At 71.6% G+C, this 24,194-nt stretch carries 20 protein-coding genes; 3 read left to right on the top strand and 17 right to left on the bottom strand.

All coding sequences use genetic code 11. The features are described 5' to 3' along the window. From ACIBCU_RS36180 to ACIBCU_RS36135, 10 genes are all read right to left on the bottom strand, one after another. Window positions 1-164 (bottom strand): flavodoxin-dependent (E)-4-hydroxy-3-methylbut-2-enyl-diphosphate synthase (locus ACIBCU_RS36180; RefSeq protein WP_399236739.1); only part of this gene is annotated, 164 nt, incomplete at its 3' end. Between the two features lie 181 nt (window positions 165-345). Further along, window positions 346-1,656: a site-2 protease family protein gene (locus tag ACIBCU_RS36175; protein WP_362931581.1), complete on the bottom strand. Its 1,311-nt coding sequence runs from the start codon at window positions 1,654-1,656 to the stop codon at window positions 346-348. Continuing rightward, window positions 1,653-2,915 (bottom strand): 1-deoxy-D-xylulose-5-phosphate reductoisomerase, encoded by a 1,263-nt coding sequence (dxr, locus tag ACIBCU_RS36170; RefSeq protein ID WP_362931579.1) that lies wholly within the window; start codon window positions 2,913-2,915, stop codon window positions 1,653-1,655. The genes ACIBCU_RS36175 and dxr overlap by 4 nt, the downstream gene beginning before the upstream one ends. A 52-nt stretch (window positions 2,916-2,967) precedes the next feature. Continuing rightward, on the bottom strand, window positions 2,968-3,729 hold the full coding sequence (locus ACIBCU_RS36165) for a hypothetical protein (protein ID WP_399236730.1): 762 nt from the start codon (window positions 3,727-3,729) through the stop codon (window positions 2,968-2,970). 78 nt (window positions 3,730-3,807) lie between these two features. Continuing rightward, on the bottom strand, window positions 3,808-4,338 hold the full coding sequence (locus ACIBCU_RS36160) for a nucleotidyltransferase domain-containing protein (protein WP_362931575.1): 531 nt from the start codon (window positions 4,336-4,338) through the stop codon (window positions 3,808-3,810). A gap of 5 nt (window positions 4,339-4,343) precedes the next feature. Further along, a complete protein-coding gene (gene aroA, locus ACIBCU_RS36155) occupies window positions 4,344-5,585 on the bottom strand; it encodes a 3-phosphoshikimate 1-carboxyvinyltransferase (protein ID WP_399236728.1) in 1,242 nt (413 codons plus the stop codon). A 79-nt stretch (window positions 5,586-5,664) separates the two neighbouring features. Next, window positions 5,665-7,611 (bottom strand): acyl-CoA dehydrogenase family protein, encoded by a 1,947-nt coding sequence (locus ACIBCU_RS36150; RefSeq protein WP_399236726.1) that lies wholly within the window; start codon window positions 7,609-7,611, stop codon window positions 5,665-5,667. A 183-nt stretch (window positions 7,612-7,794) separates the two neighbouring features. Next, entirely contained in the window at window positions 7,795-9,240 is a 1,446-nt protein-coding gene (locus tag ACIBCU_RS36145; RefSeq protein ID WP_399236724.1) for an aldehyde dehydrogenase family protein, read from the bottom strand. 155 nt (window positions 9,241-9,395) lie between these two features. Next, window positions 9,396-10,973, bottom strand: coding sequence for a PucR family transcriptional regulator (locus tag ACIBCU_RS36140; protein ID WP_399236722.1), 1,578 nt, complete (start codon window positions 10,971-10,973; stop codon window positions 9,396-9,398). Window positions 10,974-11,127: 154 nt separating this feature from the next. Next, window positions 11,128-13,497 (bottom strand): ATP/GTP-binding protein, encoded by a 2,370-nt coding sequence (locus tag ACIBCU_RS36135; RefSeq protein ID WP_362931565.1) that lies wholly within the window; start codon window positions 13,495-13,497, stop codon window positions 11,128-11,130. Window positions 13,498-13,741: 244 nt separating this feature from the next. Between ACIBCU_RS36135 and gabT the strand changes: the two genes are divergently transcribed. Then, window positions 13,742-15,082, top strand: coding sequence for a 4-aminobutyrate--2-oxoglutarate transaminase (gene gabT, locus ACIBCU_RS36130; RefSeq protein ID WP_399236719.1), 1,341 nt, complete (start codon window positions 13,742-13,744; stop codon window positions 15,080-15,082). A 399-nt stretch (window positions 15,083-15,481) separates the two neighbouring features. After that, entirely contained in the window at window positions 15,482-16,018 is a 537-nt protein-coding gene (locus tag ACIBCU_RS36125; RefSeq protein ID WP_362931561.1) for a phosphatase PAP2 family protein, read from the top strand. On the opposite strand, the gene ACIBCU_RS36120 is transcribed toward ACIBCU_RS36125, so the two are convergent. Beyond that, a complete protein-coding gene (locus tag ACIBCU_RS36120) occupies window positions 16,003-17,835 on the bottom strand; it encodes a chitinase (RefSeq protein ID WP_399236717.1) in 1,833 nt (610 codons plus the stop codon). The genes ACIBCU_RS36125 and ACIBCU_RS36120 overlap by 16 nt on opposite strands. 81 nt (window positions 17,836-17,916) lie before the next feature. Beyond that, a complete protein-coding gene (locus ACIBCU_RS36115) occupies window positions 17,917-18,378 on the bottom strand; it encodes a hypothetical protein (protein ID WP_399236715.1) in 462 nt (153 codons plus the stop codon). 235 nt (window positions 18,379-18,613) lie between these two features. On the opposite strand from ACIBCU_RS36115, the gene ACIBCU_RS36110 reads away from it, so the two are divergent. After that, complete coding sequence (locus ACIBCU_RS36110; RefSeq protein ID WP_362931555.1) at window positions 18,614-19,036, top strand: hypothetical protein; 423 nt, start codon at window positions 18,614-18,616, stop codon at window positions 19,034-19,036. On the opposite strand, the gene ACIBCU_RS36105 is transcribed toward ACIBCU_RS36110, so the two are convergent. The 5 genes from ACIBCU_RS36105 to ACIBCU_RS36085 form a co-directional block, all read right to left on the bottom strand. After that, window positions 19,015-19,794 carry a helix-turn-helix domain-containing protein gene (locus ACIBCU_RS36105; protein ID WP_399236712.1) on the bottom strand — a complete coding sequence of 260 codons (780 nt, stop codon included), beginning with the start codon at window positions 19,792-19,794 and terminating at the stop codon, window positions 19,015-19,017. The two genes, ACIBCU_RS36110 and ACIBCU_RS36105, sit on opposite strands and share 22 nt — an antisense overlap. Before the next feature lie 82 nt (window positions 19,795-19,876). After that, the gene (locus ACIBCU_RS36100) at window positions 19,877-21,292 is read right to left on the bottom strand and encodes an NAD(P)/FAD-dependent oxidoreductase (protein WP_399236710.1); all 1,416 of its coding nucleotides are present in this window, start codon (window positions 21,290-21,292) and stop codon (window positions 19,877-19,879) included. Between the two features lie 20 nt (window positions 21,293-21,312). Further along, window positions 21,313-22,116: an ABC transporter permease gene (locus ACIBCU_RS36095; RefSeq protein ID WP_362931549.1), complete on the bottom strand. Its 804-nt coding sequence runs from the start codon at window positions 22,114-22,116 to the stop codon at window positions 21,313-21,315. Then, on the bottom strand, window positions 22,116-23,039 hold the full coding sequence (locus tag ACIBCU_RS36090; RefSeq protein WP_362931547.1) for an ABC transporter permease: 924 nt from the start codon (window positions 23,037-23,039) through the stop codon (window positions 22,116-22,118). Before ACIBCU_RS36090 ends, ACIBCU_RS36095 begins: the two co-directional genes overlap by 1 nt. Further along, window positions 23,036-24,187 carry an ABC transporter ATP-binding protein gene (locus tag ACIBCU_RS36085; protein ID WP_362931545.1) on the bottom strand — a complete coding sequence of 384 codons (1,152 nt, stop codon included), beginning with the start codon at window positions 24,185-24,187 and terminating at the stop codon, window positions 23,036-23,038. The genes ACIBCU_RS36090 and ACIBCU_RS36085 overlap by 4 nt, the downstream gene beginning before the upstream one ends. Between the last annotated feature and the right edge of the window lie 7 nt (window positions 24,188-24,194).

The raw sequence follows: 24,194 nt of genomic DNA, 5'->3' as shown, positions 1-24,194 counted from the left end.
TGCAACGTCGCACCGATGTCCGACGTACGCGTCGTCGTCATCGACTGCACCGACACCGGTGCGTCCCCGCCGACCGCCACCGACCCGACCTGGATCTGGCGGCTGACCCGCCGGTCGGCGAGCTTGGTCGGAACGTCCGGCATTCCGAGAGAAATCGCAGTCATGCGCTGAGCATCCCCAAGGTGTGGATCAGTGTGGATCGAGGTCCCGAGAACGGCGGGCTCCAGACTTCGAGGTTACGGCACCGGAGGCGAACGGGGCGCACCCGTGCCGTCGAACCGCCCGATGGGTGGCGGCCGGACACCACCTGTGTGGCCGGCCGTCACCCATGTGACAGGTGGGACGTCAGGTGATCTTCACGGGGTTCACGATGTCGGCGACCAGCACCAGCAGCGTGAAGCAGATGAAGATCCCGGCGACCACGTAGGCGACGGGCATGAGCTTCGCCACGTCGAACGGGCCGGGGTCGGGCCGCTTGAAGATTTTGGCGACATTTCGGCGCAGGGCTTCCCAGAGGGCGCCCGCGATGTGCCCGCCGTCCAGCGGGAGCAGGGGCAGCATGTTGAAGAGGAAGAGCGAGAGGTTGAAGCCGGCCAGCAGGAACAGCATCATCGCGATCTGGTTCTGGGCCGGGACGTCGAGGTTCATCACCTCGCCGCCGATCCTGGCCGCGCCGACCACGCCGACCGGTGAGTCGTCGGCGCGCTCGCCGTCGCTGAACGCCGCGTTCCACAGGTCGGGGATCTTGGAGGGCAGGGCGATGATCGAATCGACGCCGTTCTCGATCATGTCGCCCATGCGGACGACCGAGTCGCCGAAGGAGAGCGGCAGGATCTCCGTCTTCGCGGCGAAGCCGAGGTAGCCGGCCTCGACGAACTCTCCGGGCACGACCTCGCCGTCGGCGTCCTTCTTGGCGACGGCGTTCTCCTCGAGCACGGCGTTCAGGGTCTGTTCCTGGCCGTCGCGCTGCACGGTGATGGTGGCGGGGCCGATCGTCTGCCGGATCTTGTCCGAGAGGGTGGCCCAGTCGTCGATCTTCCGGCCGTTGAAGGCGACGATCGTGTCGCCCTCCTCCAGGCCCGCCGCCTTGGCGGGCGAGACCGGGTCGGACGCCTTGCAGGCGTCGCGGTCCTCGCTCTGGTCGATCACACACTGCTGGACGCCCGCGACCTCGGTGGTCTGGGTCTGGAAGCCGAAGGTCATGGCCACGCCCATGAAGATCGCGACGGCCAGGACCAGGTTCATGAAGGGTCCGGCGAACATCACGATCACGCGCTTCCACGGCTTGCGCGTGTAGAAGAGTCGCGTCTCGTCGCCCGGCTCGAGCTCCTCGAAGGCGGCGGACCTGGCGTCCTCGATCATGCCGCGCCACGGCGAGGTGGAGCGCGCTTCGATCCGGCCGTCGGGCCCCGGGGGGAACATGCCGATCATGCGGATGTAGCCGCCCGCGGGGATGGCCTTGATGCCGTACTCGGTGTCGCCCTTCTTGCGCGACCAGATGGTCGGCCCGAAGCCGACCATGTACTGCGGCACCCTGATGCCGAAGAGCTTGGCCGTCGACAGGTGGCCCAGTTCGTGCCAGGCGATCGAGAACAGCAGACCCACGGCGAAGATGGCGATACCGAGGATCGTCATCAGGATCGTCGTCATGCTCATGCGTGCGCCTCCGCTGTCGCTTCCGCCGAGAGTTCGCGGGCCCTGGACCGGGCCCAGGTCTCCGCTTCGAGGACGTCCGCGACCGTCAGTGAAGTTCCCCGTACGGGGGTGCCGTGTTCGGCCACCACCGCTGTGACCGTATCCATGATGCCGTTGAAGGGGAGCCGTCCCGCCAGGAACGCCTCCACGCACTCCTCGTTGGCCGCGTTGAAGACCGCGGGGGCCGTGCCGCCCAGGGTGCCCACGTGCCGGGCGAGCCCGACGGACGGGAACGCCTCCGTGTCGAGCGGGAAGAACTCCCAGCTGGAGGCCTTCGTCCAGTCGAAGGCGGGGGCCGCGTCCGGGACCCGCTGAGGCCAGCCGAGACCGATGGCGATGGGGCCCCGCATGTCGGGCGGGGTCGCCTGCGCGAGGGTGGAGCCGTCGGTGAACTCCACCATCGAGTGAACGTACGACTGGGGGTGGACCACGACCTCGATCCGGTCGAACGGGATGTCGTAGAGGAGATGCGCCTCGATGACCTCCAGGCCCTTGTTGACCAGGGTCGCGGAGTTGACCGTGATGACCGGGCCCATGGCCCAGGTCGGGTGCGCCAGGGCCTGCTCCCGCGTGACATCGGCCAGTTCCGCGCGCGTGCGTCCGCGGAACGGGCCGCCGGACGCGGTCACGACGAGCTTGCGGACGTCGGCCCGCTTCCCCGCGGCGAGGGCCTGGAAGAGCGCGGCGTGCTCGGAGTCGACCGGGATGATCTGGCCGGGGGCCGCCAGGGCCTTCACCAGCGGGCCGCCGACGATCAGCGACTCCTTGTTCGCCAGGGCGAGCGTGCGGCCCGCCTTCAGCGCGGCCAGCGTGGGGGCGAGACCGATCGAGCCGGTGATCCCGTTCAGCACGGTGTGGCACGCGCTCGCCGCGAGTTCCGTGGCGGCGTCGGGGCCGGCCAGGATCTCCGGGAGCGGCTCCCCCGCCCCGTAGACCTCGCCCAGGGCCTCGCGGAGCGCCGGCACCTTGTCCCCGTCGGCCACCGCGACCGTACGTACGCGAAGCTGCCGCGCCTGCTCGGCGAGGAGCCGGACCCTGCCGCCCGCGGCGGAGAGCGCGGTGACGCGGAACCGGGCGGGGTTGCGCAGGACCAGGTCGATGGCCTGGGTACCGATGGACCCGGTGGAGCCGAGGATCACCAGATCCCGGCGGCCTTCCGCAGCGTCGAAGACGAGATGCGGATCGGCGAGGGGTGCGGGGCTGTCGCTCATGGCCCCCATTGTTGCCGCATCCGCTGTGCGTCGTGACAGCGCGCCCCCGTCGGCGCGCGCCTCATGCCCGCGCGGCACGGAATTTCTTCCACTGGGCGGCCATGACGTCCTCCGGGACACCGCCGATGTCCTGGGTGCCCAGGATCTCGCCGCGGAAGGCGAGCGTGGTGGAGCCGGAGCGCAGGACCGTGAGGTACTCGTACAGTTTCAGCTTCCCCTTCACGTCGAGGACGGTGAAGCGGTAGGCCTTCGCCTCGTCGGTCTCCTCCGCGAACGCGGGCAGCGCGGCGGGTTCGACCTTCTCGTAGGCGGCGCGCGCGACCGCCCGTTCCTCGGTGAGCCCCCCGGCGCACTCCCGGCCGGCCCTGTCCAGCGACTCCATGACCTTCGCGGCCTCGCCGTTGCCGTACGAGCGCAGGGTCACGTCGACGGTGACCCCGAGCATCTCCTCGGGCTTGTCGGCCTTGCGCTGCACCTGGGCGACGGGGTCGTAGTCGCTGACGTCACCGGCGAGGCTGACCAGCGGCTGGCAGACGGCTGGGGCGGCGGTGTAGGCGTCCCCGAGCGGCCCGTCCAGGGTGTACTCGGACGCGGTGAGGCCGCCGGCCCGCTCCCCGTCGGTGAACGCGGCGGCGGTGAGCTGCGCCTCGGTGAGCCCTTCGGCCGTCGCCGCCGGGCGCGAGGGCGCGGGGCTCCTCCCGGCGCTGCCCTTGCCGTCGCCGTCGTCCCCGCCACCGCATCCGGTGAGCCCCAGGAGGGCCCCCACCGCGCATCCCGCCGCCACGGCACCCCGTCTGCCGCCCGCCCCGTACACCCCGAACATCCCCGCCCCTGTCTCCTGTTGACGCGCCGGGACCCGTGCCCGATCGCGGCCGAGGCTCGATTGTGCGGCATCGTGAGGTCAGAAGTGCGTATCGATGCCGAACTTCTCCCCCAGCCGCCGCATGTCCGCCACATCGTGCCCGGCCGGTTGGTAGCCCTGGTGGAACAGCGCCTGCTGCTCGGCCGAGATGCAGCGGACGGTGGTCGTCCCGATGGTGCCGGTGACGAAGCAGGCGGCCGGGTAGCGGAAGGGCTCCGCGGGGTCGAAGGAGGACTGGACGGCGGACCCGTCGGCGGCGAACTCCAGTGGGTGCAGGTCGATGTCGAGCCCTGACGGGTGACTGAGGACGAAGCGGACAGGGCGCCGGTCCAGTGTCTCGGTGTATCCGGCGGACTCCAGGGCGGCCACGACCGCGGCCTCCTGCTCGCGGCGGTGCAGGAGGTCGAGATCGCGGTGCTCGCGTGTCTCCTCGCCGAGCAGGGCGTCGATGCCCCAGCCTCCGGCGATCACCACGTCGGTGCCCGCTTCGCGCAGCAGGGCGAGGACGGCCAGGGCAGCGTTCCGGGTCATCATGCGGGTGACCGTAGTGCGCTCCGAACCGGGGCGCACCGCGATTACGGCCGCGCGGTCCTCGCCACGAAGCCCGCGAACTCCTCGTGGAACCCGGGGAACGTCTTCCGTACGCAGCCGGGGTCGTCGTAGCTGATTCCGGGTGTGCGCAGTCCGGCGACGGCGAACGACATCACGATGCGGTGGTCGCCGTGGGTGACGATCTCGGTGGGGCGGGGGGTGCCGGGGTGGATCTCGATCCAGTCGGGCCCGGTGTGGACGGTGATGCCCATGTTCCGCAAATTCTCGGCGCACGCCTCCAGCCGGTCGCACTCCTTCACCCGGGTGTTGGCGACGTCCTCGATCCGTACGGGCGAGCCGGCGAACGGCGCGATCGCGGCGAGGGTCGGCATGGTGTCCGAGATGTCACGCATGTTGACCGTCAAGCCGGAGAGCCGCCCGGAGGACCGTACGGTCGTGGCCTCGGCGGTGGTCGTGACCTCGGCTCCCATGCGGCGCAGCACGTCGGTGAAGCGCAGGTCGCCCTGGAGCGCGCCGGTCCCGAGGCCGGGGACGGTGACCTCACGGCCGGTGAGGGCCGCCGCGGCGAAGAAGTAGCTCGCGGTGGACGCGTCGGGCTCCACGGCGTACGTGGTGGCGCGGTAGCCCCCGGGAGGGACGGTGAACGTGTTCCCCTCCCGGACGACCTCGACACCGAAGCTGCGCATCATCGCGAGGGTGATCTCGATGTACGGCGCCGAGACGAGCTCCGTGACGTCGATCCGGAGGCCCTCGGTGGTGAGCGGGCCGAGCATGAGCAGCGCGGTGAGGTACTGGGACGACTCCCCCGCGTCGAGGGTCAGTTCGCCGCCCTTGACGCCGGATGCCTCAATGGTGAGCGGGTGGTGGCCCTCCGCTCCTCCGTATCGCAGGTCGACGCCGAGGGCGCGGAGGGCCTCGGTGAGCGGGGCGAGGGGACGGCGGCGCATCTGCGCGGAGGCGTCGAAGCGGTACGTGCCGGAGGCCGCGGCGGCGGCGAGCGTCGGCAGGAACCGCGCGGTGGTGGCCCCGTCGCGGCAGTGGACCTCGGCGTCCGTCGCGGCGGGTCCCGAGGGGCGCCCCTCGATGTGCCATCGGTCCGGCTCGCGGGTGACCCCGTATCCGAGGCGGGACAGTCCCTCGGTGAATCCCTCGGTGTCGTCCGAGTGGAGGGGGCGCAGGAGGGTGGTCGTGCCGTCCGCGGCGGCGGCCAGGAACAGGGCGCGGGCGGTGACGGACTTGGAGCCGGGGATGTCGATGACGGTCACGGGCGCCCATTTTGCCGTGCGGCGGGCGTAGCCGCGGGGCGCGTCCAGGCAGTGGACGCGCCCCGCGGGTGTACCGGGTTCAGCGGATGGGGCGGTGGACGTTCGCCCCGGTGGCCGGGCCGGGGGTGGCGTCGGCGATCCATGGGCCGTCGCCGCTGGGGTCGATGACCCCCTCCTCCAGCCAGGTGTAGGTCCCGGAGAGGACTCCGTCGACGACACGCCTGTCGATGTCGTCGGTGTTGGACCACAGCCGGTTGAAGAGCTCCTCCACCCGGATGCGGGCCTGCCGGCAGAACACGTCGGCGAGCTGGTACGCCTCACGGCCGTGGTCGTCGTCGGCCCGCAGGTGCTCGGCGCGGACACAGGCGGCGCTCATCGCGAAGAGTTCGGCGCCGATGTCGACGATCCTGCCGAGGAAGCCCTGCTTGGTCTCCATGCGTCCCTGCCAGCGGGACATCGCGTAGAAGGTGGAGCGGGCGAGCTTGCGGGACGAGCGCTCGACGTACCGCAGGTGCGCGGAGAGGTCGGGGTGGCCGGGGACGCGGAACTCCCCGTAGGCGTTGGGCAGCTGACCGGGCCCGCTGACCAGCTTGGGGAGCCAGCGTGCGTAGAACCCGGCGGCGTTGGCGCCCGCCTTCGCCTTGTCGGAGAGCGGCTTGTCGGGGTCGATGATGTCGCCGGCGACCTTGAGGTGGGCGTCGACGGCCTCGCGGGCGATCAGCAGGTGCATGATCTCCGTGGAGCCCTCGAAGATCCGGTTGATCCGCATGTCGCGGAGCATCTGCTCGGCGGGTACGGCGCGTTCGCCGCGGGCCGCGAGTGAGGCCGCGGTCTCGAAGCCGCGTCCGCCGCGGATCTGGACGAGCTCGTCGGAGATCAGCCAGCCCATCTCGGAGCCGTACAGCTTGGCCAGCGCGGCCTCGATGCGGATGTCGTTGCGGCTCTCGTCGGCCATCTGCGAGGAGAGGTCGACGACCGCTTCGAGGGCGAAGGTGGTGGCGGCGATGAAGGAGATCTTCGCGCCCACCGCCTCGTGCCGTGCGACGGGCCTGCCCCACTGCTCGCGGACCGCCGACCACTCACGGGCGATCTTCAGGGACCACTTGCCGACGCCGACGCACATGGCGGGCAGCGAGAGGCGGCCGGTGTTCAGCGTGGTGAGGGCGATCTTGAGCCCTGCGCCCTCGGGGCCGATCCGGTTCGCCGCGGGGACCCGGACCTGGTGGAAGCGGGTGACGCCGTTCTCGATGCCGCGCAGTCCCATGAAGGCGTTGCGGTGCTCCACGGTGATGCCCGGGGAGTCGGCCTCGACGACGAAGGCGGTGATGCCGCCCTTGTGGCCCTCGGACCGGGGGACCCGGGCCATGACGACGAGCAGGTCGGCGACGACGCCGTTGGTCGTCCAGAGCTTCACGCCGTCCAGGACGTAGTCGTCGCCGTCCGGCACGGCCGCGGTGGCCAGCCGTGCCGGGTCGGAGCCGACGTCGGGTTCGGTGAGGAGGAAGGCGGAGATGTCCGTCCGCGCGAGGCGGGGCAGGAAGGCGTCCTTCTGCTCCTGCGTGCCGAACATCTTCAGCGGCTGCGGTACGCCGATCGACTGGTGGGCGGAGAGCAGCGCACCGATCGAGGGGCTCGCCGAACCGGCCAGCGCGAGTGCCTTGTTGTAGTAGACCTGCGTCAGTCCGAGACCGCCGTACTTGGTCTCGATCTTCATGCCGAGGGCGCCGAGTTCCTTGAGGCCGTTGATGACCTCGTCGGGGATCCTGGCCTCGCGCTCGATGAGGGCGCCGTCGACGTGGGCCTCGCAGAATTCGCGCAGCCGGGCGAGGAAGGCCTCGCCGCGCCGCACGTCGTCCGGGGCCGGCAGGGGGTGGGGATGGATCAGGTCCAGCCGGAAGCGTCCGAGGAAGAGTTCCTTGGCGAAGCTCGGCTTGCGCCAGTCCTGTTCACGGGCGGCCTCGGCCACCTGCCGCGCTTCGCGCTCGGTGACTTTGGGGGCCTGGGGGATGTCGGATGGGGCGGACATGAGGAGCTCACCTCGCCGCGAGTCGGGATAGGGGTCGGGCCGTGCGCGTTCCGATCGGTACCACTCGTCCGTATCTACCCGATCTGCGTCGGCCCCACCACCCTGCGCGGCGCCTCGGGGGGCACACGGAACGGCCGGAGCCCCCGCACAGCGGGCTCCGGCCGTTCGTCGCGAGGGTCCGGGCTACAGGGCCAGGCCAGTGAGCACCAGCACCCGCTCGTAGGTGTAGTCGTCCATGGCGTAGCGCACGCCCTCGCGGCCCACTCCGGACTGCTTGGCGCCGCCGTACGGCATCTGGTCGGCGCGGTAGGAGGGCACGTCGCCGATGACCACGCCGCCCACCTCCAGGGCGCGGTGGGCGCGGAAGGCGGTCTGCAGGTCGTGGGTGAAGACGCCCGCCTGCAGCCCGTACTTGGAGGCGTTGACGGCGGCGAAGGCCTCGGCCTCGCCCTCGGTCCTCTGGACGTACAGCACCGGGCCGAAGATCTCCTCGCAGGCGATCGTCGTGGTGTCCGGAAGGTCGGTGAGGACCGTCGGGGCGTAGGTGGCGCCGTCGCGCTTGCCGCCGGTCAGCAGCGTGGCGCCGGCGGTGACGGCCTCGTCGACCCAGGACTCGACACGGAGGGCGGCGTCCTCGCTGACCAGCGGGCCGACGTCGGTGGCCGCGTCGGAGGGGTCGCCGGTCACCAGGGCCTCGACGGCCGCGACGATCTTCGGGACGAGCCGGTCGTACACGGTGGCGTCGGCGATGACGCGCTGCACCGAGATGCAGGACTGGCCGCCCTGGTAGTTGGAGAAGGTCGCGATGCGGCTCGCGGCGTGGTCCAGGTCCTCCTCGGAGGACCAGTCGCCGAGGACGACGGCCGCGCCGTTGCCGCCCAGCTCCAGGGTGCAGTGCTTGCGCGGCACCGACTCCATGATCGCGTAGCCGACCGGGCCGGATCCGGTGAAGGAGATCACCGGCAGCCGCTCGTCCTGGACCAGGGCGGGCATTTTGTCGTTGGGCACGGTGAGCACGGACCAGGACCCTGCGGGGAGGTCCGTCTCGGCCAGCAGTTCGCCCAGGATCAGGGACGAGACCGGGGTGGCCGGGGCCGGCTTGAGGATGATCGGCGCACCGACGGCGATGGCCGGGGCGACCTTGTGGGCGCTGAGGTTGAGCGGGAAGTTGAAGGGCGCGATGCCGAGGACGGGGCCTCGCGGGAAGCGCCGGGTCAGTCCGAGACGACCGGTCCCGCCGGCGTCCGTGTCCAGCCGCTGTGCGTCGCCGCCGTTGAAGCGGCGCGCCTCCTCGGCGGCGAACCGGAAGACGGAGACGGCGCGGCCGACCTCGCCGCGGGCCCACTTGATCGGCTTGCCGTTCTCGGCGGAGATCAGCTGGGCGATCTCCTCGGTGCGCTCGGTGAGGCGGCGTACGACGTGGTCGAGGGCGGCGGCCCGTACGTGCGCCGGGGTCGCGGCGAACTCCTCGCGCACGGCGTACGCGGCGGCGACGGCCTCCTCGACCTGGGCGTCGGTCGGCACGGCGACCGTGCCGACGAGGCGGCCGTCCCAGGGGTTGGTGACGTCGAAGCTGTCCTCGCCGGTGGCCTGGCGGCCGGCCAGCCAGAAGGCGTGGGTGGAAGTCATGGCGGTACCGGCCCTTCGGGGTGGTGAACGAACGATCGCCGGGCGCCACGAGGGCACCCGTCGGCCTACCGTAGGGCGGTCCGGCGTGGATGAGGCTTGTCCGCCGTGGAGTGGAGCGGAGGGCCGGTACGCCGGTTTGTCGTAGCCGGACGGAGTTACTGCGCGCCCGAGGAGACGGCCGTCGCCTTGAGAGCCAGCCAGAGCTCCATCCGGACGTCCGGGTCGTCGAGCGAGCGGCCCAGGATCTCCTCCACCCGGCGCATCCGATAGCGCAGGGTGTGGCGGTGGACGCCCAGGTCGGAGGCGGCGGCGTCCCACTGGCCGTGCCGGGCGAGCCAGGCGCGAAGGGAGGCGACCAGGTCGCCGCGGCCCTTCGCGTCGTGTTCCTGCAGCGGCCGGAGCATCCCGTCGGCGAAGGCCCGTACGGCGTCGTCGGCGAGCAGCGGCAGGACGGAGCCGGCCGCGAGCTCCTCGTGCTCGACCATGGTCCTGCCGCGGCGGCGGGCGACGGAGAGCGCCTGTTCGGCCTGTTTGTACGCGGCGGAGACGGCGATCGGGCCGGAGGGCGCGGACATGCCGACGACCACGGCGGTGTCGTCGGCTCCCGGTTCGCGGACCGGAGGGTCGTCCGCGGCCCTGGCGTGGGCCGCGCCGGCTTCGACGACCGCGCCGCCGTCCACGGCCAGCACCACGAGGCGTTCGCCCTCGGGCACCATCAGGAGGGTCTCGCCGGACCGGGAGGCGGCGGCCTCCATCGCCTCGGCGAGCAGCTCCGTCCCGGCGGGCGCCTGCGACTCCGCGATCAGGACCCGGAAGGGGGCGTCGAGCAGGCCGCCGTACAGGTCCCCGGCGACGGCCCGGGCGTGGTCCGACTCCCCCGCCAGCAGCATGCGCAGGATCGCGGCGCCGAGGCGCTGCTCCGCGCCCTGGAGCGCGCGGGAGCGGGCCGTGGTCAGGGTCAGCAGGGCGACCGCGGAGTGCACCGCGTAGCGCTCGGCCGTGCCGAGCGCCGCCCCCGTGCCGACGGCCAGCGCACCGCGGTTCCGGCGGCCGGCGCCCAGGGACTGGAGCTCGACCCGGTCGTCGCTCTCGCTGTCGCCGACGACCACGCTGGCCGGGGCGGGGCGGTCCCTCAGCCGCTCCACCTCGGGGGTGAGCCGGGCGGCGCGGCGTGCCGCCCAGTCGGGCGCGGCGGCGACGACGGCGCCCGAGGAGTCGTACAGGGCGGCCCACCCGTCGACGTGCGCGGCGAGGCGGGTGAGCAGTTCCGCGGGTCCGTCCCCGGCGACCGCGGCCCGGGTCAGCTCCCGCTGGGCGTCGAAGCCGGCCGTGACCGACCGGTACTGGTCCGCGGCGATCGCGGCGGACACCGCCTTGCTGATGGCGAGGAACGGTGTGCGCCGGGGGACCTCCAGAAGCGGCAGTCCGGCCTCCTCGGCGGCGTCCACGAGCGCCGGCGGAATCTCGTCGTAGGTGACCCCCACGGCGAAACCGATGCCCGCGATCCCCGCACCGGCCAGCCGCTGTACGTACCGGCGCATCGTCCCCGGGTCCCGGGCGTCGAGGTTGGTCGCGGTGACGAGGAGCAGCTCGCCGCCGTCCATGTACGGGACCGGGTCGGCGAGCTCACTCGCGTGCGCCCAGCGCACGGGGGTGGCGAGCCGGTCGGCGCCGGCCCGGACGGTGAGCTTGAGCGCCGAGTGCTGGACGAGGGAGGCGAGAGTGGGTGGCATGGGACCGCCGGACCTCTGGAGTCGATGGCACCGCCCGGGCGGGCGGCTCGATGGCGCCGCTCTGCGCGAGCGGCTCGAATGCGCCGCCCCGTACAGACGGACGGGGCCAATTCTGCCAGGGCGGCAGGGTCCCCGTAACCTCGTGGCCCCCCGCTCAGCCGCCCAGCTCAACCAGGAGCGGCGGCGCGTGCTCGCCGTCCACCGTCGTCAGCGACAGGACCGCGTGGCCCGCGGGCAGCTCGTACGCCAGCTCCGACGCGGACCAGCGCTCCCGCTCGACCCGTCGCACGGTCACGGCGTCCCTGGTAACGGCCTTGCCGGTGACGAGCTTGCGCAGCCCGTGCAGGGCGCGGGTGAACGGCTGGTCCGCGAAGACCGCGTGCTGGGCGACCTCGCGGGTCTCCACCCACTCCTTTCCCCAGACCTCGGAGAAGCGCTTGCCGTCCCAGGTGGTGACCCCGCTGAAGGCCATGCGGCAGCCGACCGCGCCGAGGAGCGCCGTGTGCAGCCCCTCGGGGACGTCGTCGACGGTGCGCAGGGTCAGGACCGCTCCGGCGTTGACCGACCGCAGCCGCCGGATCCCCCGGACGGTCTCCGCGGTGACGGCGTGCGTGGCGTCGTCCAGCACCAGGCAGACGAAGAGCGACCGGTCGGTGCGCGCGGCGGCGATCGCGGTGAACTGGGCGAGGACCAGCCGGGTGAGCAGCCGCGACGCCTCGGCGTGCGCCCGCTCCGGAAGGTCGATCCTGACCCGGAGCGGCAGGTGTTCGAGGGACCGCAGCGAGAAGGGCCGGGCCCCCGCACCGGTGGCGAAGAACGGTGCGAACGCGGGCCGGTCGAGGAGCGCGATCCGGTCGGCGAGCACCGGCCCGGGGTCCCCCGCCCCGCCCTTCTGACGGGTGCGGGCCTCCAGCTCGCGCAGCATGGCCTGGTGGCCGCCCGCCCCGAGCGCCTCCCGCAGCGCGTCGATCGCGGCGACGTCGCCGTCCAGGAGCACGCGGAGCGCCGGCACCCCGGGGAAGTGCCCGTGGACCGCGCGGTAGGGGCCGAGCAGCTGGGCGAGCACGGTGGCGGCGCGCCTGCTGTCCAGGTGGGCCACGTCGCCGACCAGCCCTTCCGCGAGCACGCTCGCGGCCTCGTCCGGGTCGGTCGTACCGCCGTACAGGTCGAAGTCGTGCGCGGAGGCCGGGTCACCGATCCGCACCACGACGTCGAACGCGTCGTCCGGGCCGAGCTCGGCCCCGGCGCCTCCTACGGCGAGCACCGCGGCCCTCCCGGCGAGTGCCTGCAGGGCGAGCGATTCCACGACCGGCCGCACCAGCCGGGCGGACTTGCCCGCTCCGGGCGGACCGACCGCGAGCAGCGAGGTGCCGAGCAGCGCCGGTTCCAGGGCGAGTCCGGAACCGCGCCGGGCGTACGGGTTGTGCGGGTCGTCGGCGCAGCTGCCGAGGCGGACCTGGCCGGTCAGCAGATCGTGCCGGGCGGTGCGGCGCGGCAGGTCCCGGGCGCCCGAGGGGTGGAGCGCGGCGGCGCCGCCGGTGCGCAGGACGGCCTCGGTGAGCGCGGCGAGACGCTCCGGGTGCCCCCGGCCGACGGTCCAGGCGTTGCGCAGGCGTGCGACGTCGACGTCGTTCATACGGCCGGTGCGCACCTCGGCGGTGAGGGCGTCGGCGGCGTCCGTCCGGCCTGCCGCGCGGAGCTCGGGCCACTGCTCGGGGGTGGGTGCGTCCGGGGGCGCGGAGGGAGCCTGGGGTGCCGTCGCGGTGCCCTTCCCGAACCGGTCGGCGAGGAGCCGGCGCCAGTGGCCCAGGCGGGCGAACGGCCAGAGCACCCCGAGCGCGATCAGGGTGTAGATCACGTTGACGACGGCCTGGCTCTGGTAGATCTCACCGCCCGCGACCGAGGCGACGAGGATCAGCACCGGCCGGACGAGCGGCACGGCGTCCTTCCACACGAGAAGCTCGGCGAGGGCCCCTCCGGCGGCGGTGGCCAGCCCCAGGAAGGGCTGCCCCCGGCCCGCGACGTGGCGCCGGAAGATCTCGGACCAGTTGCCCAGCCGCGCGCAGCCGTAGACCAGCAGCCCGAAGAGGACGGCCTCGTAGACCGTGAGGGCGTCGGCGCCCTCGATCGTCCGGGGGCCGCCGAACGTACCGGCGTACCACCAGTCGCCGGGGGTGAACAGCTTCAGCGGGACGAGCCGGTAGGGGATGTATCCGTTGCGCCAGAGGGACCAGAGGAGCAGCCCGCTGAGTACGGAGATGAGCACCCCGACCAGCAGCGAGCGGTCGGACACCCCCTCGGGCTTCTCGGGCGGGCGCGGGGTGTGACCGTAGCGCCATACGCCCGGTTCCCGGACGGGGCGCGGGGTGCGCAGCCACTCCTCGACACCGGCGTCCGCCGTGGGCGGGCGCCGGGGGTGCGGGGCATACGCGGGGGGCGGTGGCGCCGCGGGTGGTGGCCCAGCCGGACGGGGCACCCGGTCCGCGCCCGTGCCGCGTGCGTCGTACGTGCCTTCGGTGTCCATGAACCGCTGCCCCCTGACCAGCCAGGTCCCGCCTTCTGCACGGCCAATCTAGTGCCCGGGCACGGGGAGTTCAGCCATGCGGCCGGATGACCCGGCGGGGGCGTCGCCGGGGGCGCCACCGGGGCATCTGTCCGTCGCGGACAAGGACACGCGCCCACCACTCCCGATCGGAGCATGACCGCTGCCCGCACCCGCCCCTAGCCTGCAGAAACAGAAGCGTCCGAAACACCCCCAGGAGCCCCGCATGTCCGACATCCCGCAGGAGCGCCGCGTCGTCACCGCCATCCCCGGCCCGAAGTCGGCCGAGCTGCAGGCCCGCCGTGTCGCGGCGGTCGCCGCAGGTGTGGGTTCCACGCTGCCGGTCTTCACCGCTCGGGCGGGCGGCGGAATCATCGAGGACGTGGACGGCAACCGGCTGATCGACTTCGGTTCCGGTATCGCCGTGACCTCGGTGGGCGCCTCCGCCGAGGCCGTCGTACGCCGCGCCTCGGCGCAGCTCGCCGACTTCACCCACACCTGTTTCATGGTCACGCCGTACGAGGGGTACGTCGAGGTCTGTGAGCAGCTCGCCGAGCTGACGCCGGGCGACCACGCCAAGAAGTCGGCACTCTTCAACTCGGGCGCCGAGGCCGTCGAGAACGCTGTGAAGATCGCCCGTGCGTACACCAAGCGCACCGCGGTCGTCGTCTTCGACCACGGCTATCACGGCCGCACCAACCTCACCATGAGCATGACAGCCAAGAACATGCCGTACAAGCAGGGCTTCGGCCCGTTCGCCCCCGAGGTCTACCGCGTGCCGGTGGCGTACGGCTACCGCTGGCCGACCGGCGCCGAGAACGCCGGTGCCGAGGCGTCCGCCCAGGCCATCGACGAGATCACCAAGCAGATCGGCGCGGACAACGTCGCCGCGATCATCATCGAGCCCCTCCTCGGCGAGGGCGGTTTCATCGAGCCGGCCAAGGGCTTCCTCCCGGCTGTCGCCCGGTTCGCCAAGGAGAACGGCATCGTCTTCGTCGCGGACGAGATCCAGTCCGGCTTCTGCCGCACCGGCCAGTGGTTCGCCTGCGAGGACGAGGGCATCGTGCCCGACCTGATCACCACGGCCAAGGGCATCGCCGGCGGCCTCCCGCTCTCCGCGGTGACCGGCCGCGCCGAGATCATGGACGCCGCCCACGCCGGCGGTCTCGGCGGGACGTACGGCGGCAACCCGGTGGCCTGCGCGGGCGCGCTCGGCGCCATCGAGACGATGCGCGAGCTGGACCTGAACGGGAAGGCCAGGCGCATCGAGGAAGTCATGAAGGGCCGCCTCGCCGAGATGCAGTCCAAGCTCCCGAACGGCGACATCATCGGGGACATCCGCGGCCGTGGCGCCATGATCGCGATCGAGCTGGTGAAGTCCGGCACGAAGGAGCCCGACGCGACCGCCGCGGGGGCACTGGCCAAGGCCTGCCACGCTGAGGGCCTGCTGGTGCTGACCTGTGGCACCTACGGCAACGTGCTGCGCTTCCTGCCGCCGCTCGTCATCGGCGAGGACCTCCTGAACGAGGGCCTGGACATCATCGAGCAGGCGTTCGCGACCCTCTGACGCGTGCGAACCACCCGGGCGCCGGGGCGGTCGCGACCGGGGCCCGGGTGAGGGCGTGTGAAGAAGGTGTGCGGGGGCGATGGCGGGATACCGTTGTCACTTCCGGTGCCTCCTTCCTCTGACGTACGGTTTTCCCAGATGAGAGAAACACCCCGCCCGCAGGGGACTGCGGGTGATGCCGGGCCGGGGCTCCCCCAGCGCCGTACCGGCCGTGCCATCGCGCACACCGCTGGAGCTTCGGGCTCCGGGACTCCTCACCGATCGGATGGCCGCTCGCCCCACACCCCCCGGGGCGCGCGGCAAACCGATCCGACCGGCCACCTCGGAACAATCCCCCCTGTTCCCCGGTGGCCGGTTCTTCTCGTTCCCGCTGCCGGCGCCCTGCTGGCCCTCTTTCTCGTGATCACCTGGCAGGTGCTGGCCGACGGCCCGCTGCTGGATCCCGACGAACGGCTGGGCCTGGAACTGGCCACGAGCGGTCCGGGCGGGCTCGCGGACCTCTTCGCCGATCTCGGCAACATGCAGGTCGCCCTTCCCGTACTGGCGTGCGCGGTCCTCCTCGCCTGGTTCCGTCGCGCCAGGCGTGCGGCGGTGTACGCCGTCGTGACCATGGCAGCCGTCCCGGCACTCGTCGTCCCGCTCAAGCTGTGGACGGACCGTCAGGGCCCGCTGACCGAGGCGACGGGCTACTACCCCTCGGGGCACACGACGACGGCGATGGTGGCGTACGGGGCCGCGGCCCTGCTGCTGGCCCCGCACCTGAAGCGGTCATGGATGACGCTCGTCGCCGCCGTCCTGCTGACGGCGGCGACGAGCGTCGGTCTGGTGCTGCGCGGCTACCACTGGCCGCTGGACGTGGTGGCCGCCTGGTGCATCGGCGGGGTGCTGCTGCTCGCCCTGCGGGCGGGCACGAGGAACGGTCAGCCGCCGAAGTAGGCGTCGAAGTTCTTCGAGAACTCCCAGTTGTTGAAGCGGTCCCAGTTGATGGACCACGTCATGAGCCCTCGCAGCCCCGGCCAGGTGCCGTGAGTCCGGTACGAGCCGCAGTCGGTCTTCTTGGTCAGGCAGTTCAGCGCCTTGGTGACCTCGGCCGGCGAGGTGTGGCCGTTGCCCGCCTGGGTGGACGCCGGAAGGCCGAAGGCGACCTGTTCGGGACGGAGCGCCGGGAAGACCTTGGTCTGGTCGCCCGCGACCGGGAAGCCGGTGAGCAGCATGTCGGTCATGGCGATGTGGAAGTCGGCGCCGCCCATGGAGTGGTACTGGTTGTCCAGGCCCATGATCGAACCCGAGTTGTAGTCCTGGACGTGCAGCAGGGTGAGGTCGTCACGCAGGGCGTGGATGACGGGCAGGTAGGCGCCGGCGCGCGGGTCCTGGCCGCCCCAGGGGCCGGATCCGTAGTACTGGTAGCCGAGCTGCACGAAGAAGGTCTCGGGGGCCATGGTGAGGACGAAGTCGTCGCCGTACTTGGCCTTGAGGGACTTCACCGCGGAGATGAGGTTCACGATCACCGGGGTCGTGGGACTGCGGAAGTCGGTGTCACCGGTGTTCAGCGAGAGCGAGTGGCCCTCGAAGTCGATGTCCAGGCCGTCCAGACCGTAGGTGTCGATGATCTTGGACACCGAGGAGACGAAGGTGTCGCGGGCGGTGGTCGAGCCGAGCTGGACCTGGCCGTTCTGGCCGCCGATGGAGATCAGGACCTTCTTGCCCGCGGCCTGCTCGGCCTTGATGGCGGCCTTGAACTCCGCCTCGCTCTCGACGTTCGGGCACTCGGCCACGGGACACAGCGAGAAGCGGATGTCGCCGGACGTCACGGACGTCGGCTCCCCGAAGGCGAGGTTGATGACGTCCCACGAATCGGGGACGTCGGCCATCCGCGTGTATCCGGAGCCGTTGGCGAAGCTGGAGTGCAGATAGCCGACGAGGGCGTGGGCCGGGAGACCGGCGTCGTCCCCTCCTCCGCCGCCGGTGCCGGTGGTGACCCCCACGGCCGCCGACTTCGCCGACTCACCGGCGGCGTTGACGGCACTGACCTGGAAGCTGTACGCGGACGAGGCGGTCAGCCCGGTGACGGTCGCCGAGGTTCCGGTGGTGTCCATGATCTTCGTACCGCCGCGGTGGACGCGGTAGCCGGTGGCTCCGGCGGACGCCGACCAGGACAGCGGGACGGAGGACGCGGTGGCTGTGCCGGCCCGCAGTCCGGTGGGGGCGGCGGGCACGGTGACGGGGTCACCGCCCGGGCCGGTCAGGGTGAGGTCGTCGGCGTAGTAGGCGGGGGTGCCGTACCAGCCGTGGGTGTAGACCGTCACCGACGTGGTCGCTGGGCCGGTTCGGAAGCTGGTGGTGAGCTGCTTGTACGCGCCGGCGGACTGGGTCCAGGCGGAGACGTCGGTGGTCCCGGTGCCGGACGCCCCGAGATAGACGTAGCTGCCCTGCACCCACGCGCCCAGCGTGTAGGTGGAGTCGGGTTTCACGGTCACCGTCTGAGAACAGCGGGCGTTGTCGCTGTCGGCCGGTGTCGCCTTGAGTGCCGAAGTGCCGCTGTGCACGGGCGTGCTGACGGTCGCACCGCTGCCGCCTGTGCAGCTCCAGCCGTCCAGCCCCGCCTCGAAGCCGCCGTTGCTCGCCAGATCCACGTCGGCCGCTCCGGCGGCCGGTGCCGTGGCGGCCAGGGCGCCGGCGGCGAGCAGGGCGGCCGAGAGGACCGCGGTGAGTCCGGAGAGACGGACGGGTGGTCTGGATCCGGTGCGTTCCACAACAGCCTCCGCGCAGGGGGGAATTGAGTGATGCACAACATGGTCCAGACCAATCGGGTTGTCAAGACCTCTGGCGGCGCCTCACCCTCCGCCGTCGCGCGCGCCCCTGGCCGCCGCGGCCTCGTGCAGGGCGAGCTCCAGGAGGGTCGCGTCGGTGAGCGTGCCCGAGCCGTCCGGCGGGATCAGCCATCGCGCGCCGCCCACGGTGCTGCCCGGCCGGGGGACGACGATCCACGTCCCGTCGCCGACCCCGCGGATGCCCGTCCCGACCCAGCGGGCCGCCGTCCCCGGGGGCACGAAGAAGCCCATCCGGGACGCGCCGAAGTCCGCCAGGACGGGCCCCGGCCTGTCGAGGAGCCGGGTCAGCACATCGAGCGTGGGATAGCCCAGCTCCCCCGGAACGAGCAGCACGTCCCAGCGCCTTCCGGCGGGAAGCAGCGCCATCCCCTGGGGGTTGCGCTCCCACTCACTCCGGCAAGCCGTCGGATCCGGCGCCACCGATGCGAGCCAGACGACCGCGGCCTCCGCCCCCGTGCGGGTCATGAGCCACCTTCCCTTCCCGTGGGCACCGTCGGCTGATGCCGGTGCGTACAGGAAGGAGAGGGGGGCGGAGCCGGATCATGACGCGGGTCGGGCCACCCGGTGACAGTGAGCCCGGTCACGTCGGCGCGGCGTCCACGCCCGGAAGCCTTCAGGCCATTCCCCGGGGGGAATTGTCGGTCGCCGCCGCGCGCCGCAGGATCTGGTCCCGGACCATTCACCCGGCGAGGAGACGTACATGACCGAGACCGACGCGCAGCGCCTGGCCGACCGCTACCTGGCTCAGTGGACGGAGCCGGACGCGGCCGGACGCCGCGCGGCCATCGAGCGGCTCTGGACCGAGAACGGCACCCACATCCTCCGGCCGCCCGCGGAGATCCGGGAGATCGCCGAGGATCTCGGCTTCGCGCACTCGACCCTGGAGGCTCAGGGCTACGACGCGATCGAGTCCCGAGTGGCCCGGAGTTACGAGCAGTTCGTCGAGAAGAAGGGGTTCACGTTCAGGCGCTGCACCGATGCGATGCGCCTCCACGGCGTCGTCCGGTTCGGCTGGGAGACGGTGGTCGACGCGACCGGCGAGGTCGTGGGTGGCGGCTCGGAGATCCTGGTCCTGGACGACGACGGCCGGATCGAGGCCGACTACATGTTCCCGGGGGCCTGACCGGCAGCGGCCGGAGCCGTCGGCTCGGCGGCCGCCCGGAGCGCCTCCGCCGTCGGCTGGTCGGCGGGCAGGAACGCCTCGAGCTTCAGCTCGGCGAGTGTCACGTCGACGGCGGTGGCGAAGGTCGTCACCGTGGTCATCAGGCGCAGCTCGCCGCAAGAGGACCGCAGCCGGAGCGGCACCGCGAAGCCGAGTTGTCCAGAGGACGGCCCGAGCTCGGGGACGTAACCGGAGAGCTCGTCCCGCAACTCCCGCTGGTGGCCGAGGCGCGCCAGGATGTGGCGCGCCCATTCGGCCAGGTTGCGGATGCGGGGCGCCACGCCGTCAGGGTGCAGCGCGAGGCGGTAGATGTTCGTTCCCGGGCCGACCAGCTCCGCCGCGGCGCCTTCGGTGATCAGGTCGAACGCGGTGTTCGCGGCGATCAGGTCACCTTGGCGGTCCACGACCAGCGCCGGATAGGGCAGATACCCGCGGAGGATGTGGTCGATGGCCGTACGGACGGGGGCCAGCGCCGGGTCGTCCAACGCGCTCTCGGGGTAGACCGGCGCGTAGCCGGCGGCCAGCAGCAGTTCGTTGCGTTCCCGCAGCGGCAGCTCCAGCGACTCGGTCAGCCGCACCACCATGTTCCGGCCGGGGAGCGACCTGCCCGATTCGATGAAGCTGAGGTGGCGCTGGGTCGTGCCCGCCCGCAGCGCCAGGTCGAGCTGGCTGACGTGCAGGCGGGTACGGCGTTCGCGAAGAGCACGGGGAAAGTCCACGCACCTGTTGTAGCTGTGGGGGCGGCCCGCAGACCATTCCCTGCGGGGAATCGCCGCCCCGGCCACCGGCCCCGGGCAGGGCTCAGCTGTCGAAGCCGAGCCCCAGCCGGTCCATGGTCCGCAGCCACAGGTTGCGGTGCCCGCCATGGCTGTCCGCCCGGGCCAGGGACCTCTTGGTGAGTTCGATCCCGGTCCAGGCGAACGGCTCCGGGGGAAAGGGCATCGGCTTGGTGCGGACCATGCCGAGCGCGGTCCGCCCGGTGTCCCGCCCCGAGAGGAGGTCGAGCATGACCTCGGCTCCGAAGCGCGTGGCTCCGACGCCCAGTCCGGTGTATCCGGCGGCGTACGCGACCCGGCCGCGGTGGGCCGTACCGAAGAAGGCGGAGAATCGGGAACACGTGTCGATCGCGCCGCCCCAGGCATGGCTGAAACGCACGCCGGACAATTGGGGAAAGCACTCGAAGAACTGCCCGGCGAGTTTCAGGAAGGTCTCCGGCCGCTGGTCCAGCGACGCGTTCAGCCGGCCGCCGTACGGATATACGGCGTCGTATCCGCCCCACAGGATCCGGTTGTCCGCGGAGAGCCGGAAATAGTGGAACTGGTTGGCGCTGTCCCCCAGCCCCTGGCGGTTGCGCCAGCCGACCGAGGCGAGCTGGTCCGCGCTCAGGGGCTCCGTCATCAGCGCGTAGTCGTACACCGGGACCGTGTACGGGCGCACCCGCCGCACCAGCGACGGGAAGATGTTCGTACCGAGCGCGACGTCCCGGGCGAACACCCTGCCGTACGGGGTGCGCACCGCCGTGCCCGCGCCCGACCGGGCGATGTCGAGGCCGGGGGTGCGCTCGTAGATCCTTACGCCGAGGCCGGTGCACGCCTCCTTCAGGCCCCAGGCGAGCTTCGCCGGGTGCAGCATGGCGACGCCGCGCCGGTCCAGCAGGCCGCCCAGGAATGTCGGCGAGTCGACTTCCGCGCGTACCTGGTCGCGGTCCAGGAACTCGAGGCCCCCGAGGCCGAGGCCCTCGGCCCGGCGGTGCCATTCCCGCAGCTCGTCGAGCTGGTGGGGCTGGGTCGCCACGTCGATCTCACCGGTGCGCTCGAACTCGCAGTCGAGGGAGTAGCGGGCGACGGCCGCCTCGATGGCGTCGAGGTTCCGCGCGCCCAGCTCCTCCAGCTTCCCGATCTCGTCCGGCCAGCGCTCCAGACCGTTGGCCAGGCCGTGGGTCAGCGAGGCGGCGCAGAAACCGCCGTTGCGGCCCGAAGCGGCCCAGCCCACCTCATGGCCCTCGATGAGGACGACATCGCGCCCGGGGTCCCGTTCCTTGGCGATCAGCGCGGTCCACAGTCCGCTGTAGCCGCCGCCGACGACCAGGAGATCGCACCGCTCGTCGCCGGTCAGGGCGGGGCCGGCTTCCGGCTTTCCCGGGTCGTCGAGCCAGTAGGACAGGGGGCGCGCTTCGGAGAGTGAGTGTGCGGCAGTACGCATGGCATCCGGCGCCATGGTTTCCAACTCCTTCGTTTTCACTTTCCCGCGTTGCTCCTGCGCCGGTTCGCAATGAGCTGTCCGACGAGAACGACCGCCACGGCGATGACGAACATGGCCGTGCCGATGACGTTGATCTGCACAGGCGTTCCACGCTGCGCCGAGCCCCAGACGAACATCGGGAACGTCACCGTGGAACCCGCGTTGAAATTGGTGATGATGAAATCGTCGAAGGAGAGCGCGAAGGCGAGCAGCGCTCCCGCGGCGATCCCGGGGGCGGCGATCGGGAGCGTCACCCGGACGAACGTCTGCACGGGTCCCGCGTACAGATCGCGGGCGGCCTCCTCCAGCCTCGGGTCCATCGACATCACGCGCGCCTTGACCGCCGTCACCACGAAGCTGAGGCAGAACATGATGTGGGCGATGAGAACGGTCCAGAAACCGAGTTGGGCGCCCATGTTGAGGAAGAGCGTGAGCAGCGAGGCCGCCATGACGACCTCTGGCATCGCCATCGGCAGGAAGATCAGGGAGTTGACCGCGCCGCGCGCCCTGAAGCGGTAGCGGACCAGTGCGAAGGCGATCATCGTGCCGAGCACGGTGGCCCCGACGGTCGCCCAGACCGCGATCCGCAGCGAGAGCGAGAGCGAACCGCAGAGGTCGGCGACGCCGCAGGGATCCTTCCACGCGTCCAGGGAGAACTCCTGCCAGGCGTAGTTGAAACGCCCCACCGGCCGGTTGAAGGAGAAGACCATCACGACGATGTTCGGCAGGATCATGTAGGCCAGGGTCAGCAGACCCGCGATCACGACCAGGTTCCGGCGGAGCATGCGGAGTACGGGCATCAGACCAGGTCCTCCGTCCCGGAGCGGCGGATGTAGACGGTGACCACGAGCAGGACGACCGCCATGAGGATGAACGAGAGCGCGGCCGCCGTCGGGTAGTCCAGGACCCGCAGGAACTGGGTCTGGATGACGCTGCCGACCATCTTGGTGTCGGTGGAGCCGAGGAGTTCCGCGTTGACGTAGTCACCACTGGCCGGGATGAACGTCAGCAGGGTGCCGGAGACGACGCCGGGCATGGACAGCGGCAGCGTGACCTTGCGGAAGGTGGTGGCGGGGGTGGCGTACAGGTCGCCCGCGGCCTCGTGCAGCCGGCCGTCGATCCGTTCCAGCGAGGTGTAGAGCGGAAGGATCATGAACGGGAGGAAGTTGTACGTCAGACCGCAGACCACGGCCATGGGGGTGGCCAGGACCCGGTTGTTCTCGGTCCAGCCGAGCCAGGCGGTGACGTCCAGGACGTGCAGGCTGTCGAGCACGTCGACGACCGCGCCGCCGTCCGCGAGGATCGTCTTCCAGGCCAGCGTCCGGATCAGGAAGCTGGTGAAGAAAGGCGCGACGACCAGCACGAGCACCAGGTTGCGCCAGCGGCCCGCCTTGAAGGCGATCAGATAGGCGAGCGGGTAGCCGAGCAGCAGGCACAGGAGCGTGGCGGTGCCGGCATACAGCAGGGACCGGACGAACTGCGGGTAGTAGTCGGCCAGGGCGTCCCAGTACGTCCGGAAGTGCCAGGTGACCTCGAAGCCCTTCTCCAGGGATCCCGTCTGGACGGAGGTCGACGCCTGGTAGACCATCGGCAGCGCGAAGAACACGACCAGCCACAGGATGCCGGGGAGCAGCAGCCAGTAGGGGACGAGCCGCCTGCGGGTGGACGGTTTGCGGACCACGGCCTCCGCGGGGGGCGCGGGTGGCGCCTTCGTGACGCTCACGCCACCTCCTCCAGGCCTTCCGTGCCGGCGTCGATGGACTGGTCCGCGTCGAGTCCGAAGGTGTGCTCGGGGTTCCAGTGCAGGACGACGTCGGCGCCGGGTACGAGCCGGTTGTCGCGCTCGATGTTCTGCTCGTAGACCTGGAGGGCCGTGCCGGCCGGGCTCTCGACGACGTACTGCGTGGAGACGCCGATGAAGCTGGAGTCGATGATGCGGCCGGTGACCCGGTTACGGCCGTCGGGTATCGCGGCCGCGTCCGCGGTGTGGGTGAGGGAGATCTTCTCGGGGCGGACGCCCACGAGCAGCTTGTCCCCGCTCCGGGCGCTGGACGCGCACCGCCCGCCGGGCAGCCTGAGCTTCCCTCCGCCGGCCGTGACGACGACGTCCGTACCCGTGGAGACGATCTCCCCCTCGATGAGGTTGGAGGTGCCGAGGAAGTTCGCCACGAAGGTGGTCCGGGGGTTCTCGTAGAGGTCGGCGGGGGCGCCCAGCTGCTCGACGCGGCCGCCGTTCATCACCGCGACGGTGTCGGCCATGGTCATGGCTTCCTCCTGATCGTGGGTGACGTGGATGAACGTGATGCCGACCTCGGTCTGGATCCGCTTGAGTTCGAGCTGCATCTGGCGGCGCAGCTTGAGGTCGAGGGCGCCCAGGGGCTCGTCGAGGAGGAGGACCTGGGGGTGGTTGATGAGCGCGCGGGCCACGGCGACGCGCTGCTGCTGTCCGCCGGAGAGCTGGTGCGGCTTGCGCCGGGCGAAGTCGCCGAGCTGGACGAGGTCCAGCATCTCGCCGACCTGTTTCTTCACGGACTTGATGCCGCGACGGCGCAGCCCGAAGGCGACGTTCTCGCTGACGTCGAGGTGCGGGAAGAGCGCGTAGCTCTGGAAGACGGTGTTGACGGGCCGCTTGTACGGGGGCAGGCCGGTGATGTCGCGGCCGCCGAGCGAGACCGTGCCGGTGGTTGCCTCCTCCAGGCCGGCGATCATGCGCAGGGTGGTGGTCTTGCCGCAGCCGGACGCGCCGAGCAGGGCGAAGAAGGAGCCCTGCGGGACGGTGAGGTCGAGGGGGTGCACTGCGGTGAAGGAGCCGTAGGTCTTGCTGATCCCGGTGAGACGGACGTCGCCGCCCTCTGTCTGCTGCTGTGTCATGGGTCGC

Source organism: Streptomyces sp. NPDC051064 (assembly GCF_044455985.1).
GTDB lineage: Bacteria > Actinomycetota > Actinomycetes > Streptomycetales > Streptomycetaceae > Streptomyces.
This window is presented reverse-complemented; position numbering and strand designations above follow the sequence as displayed.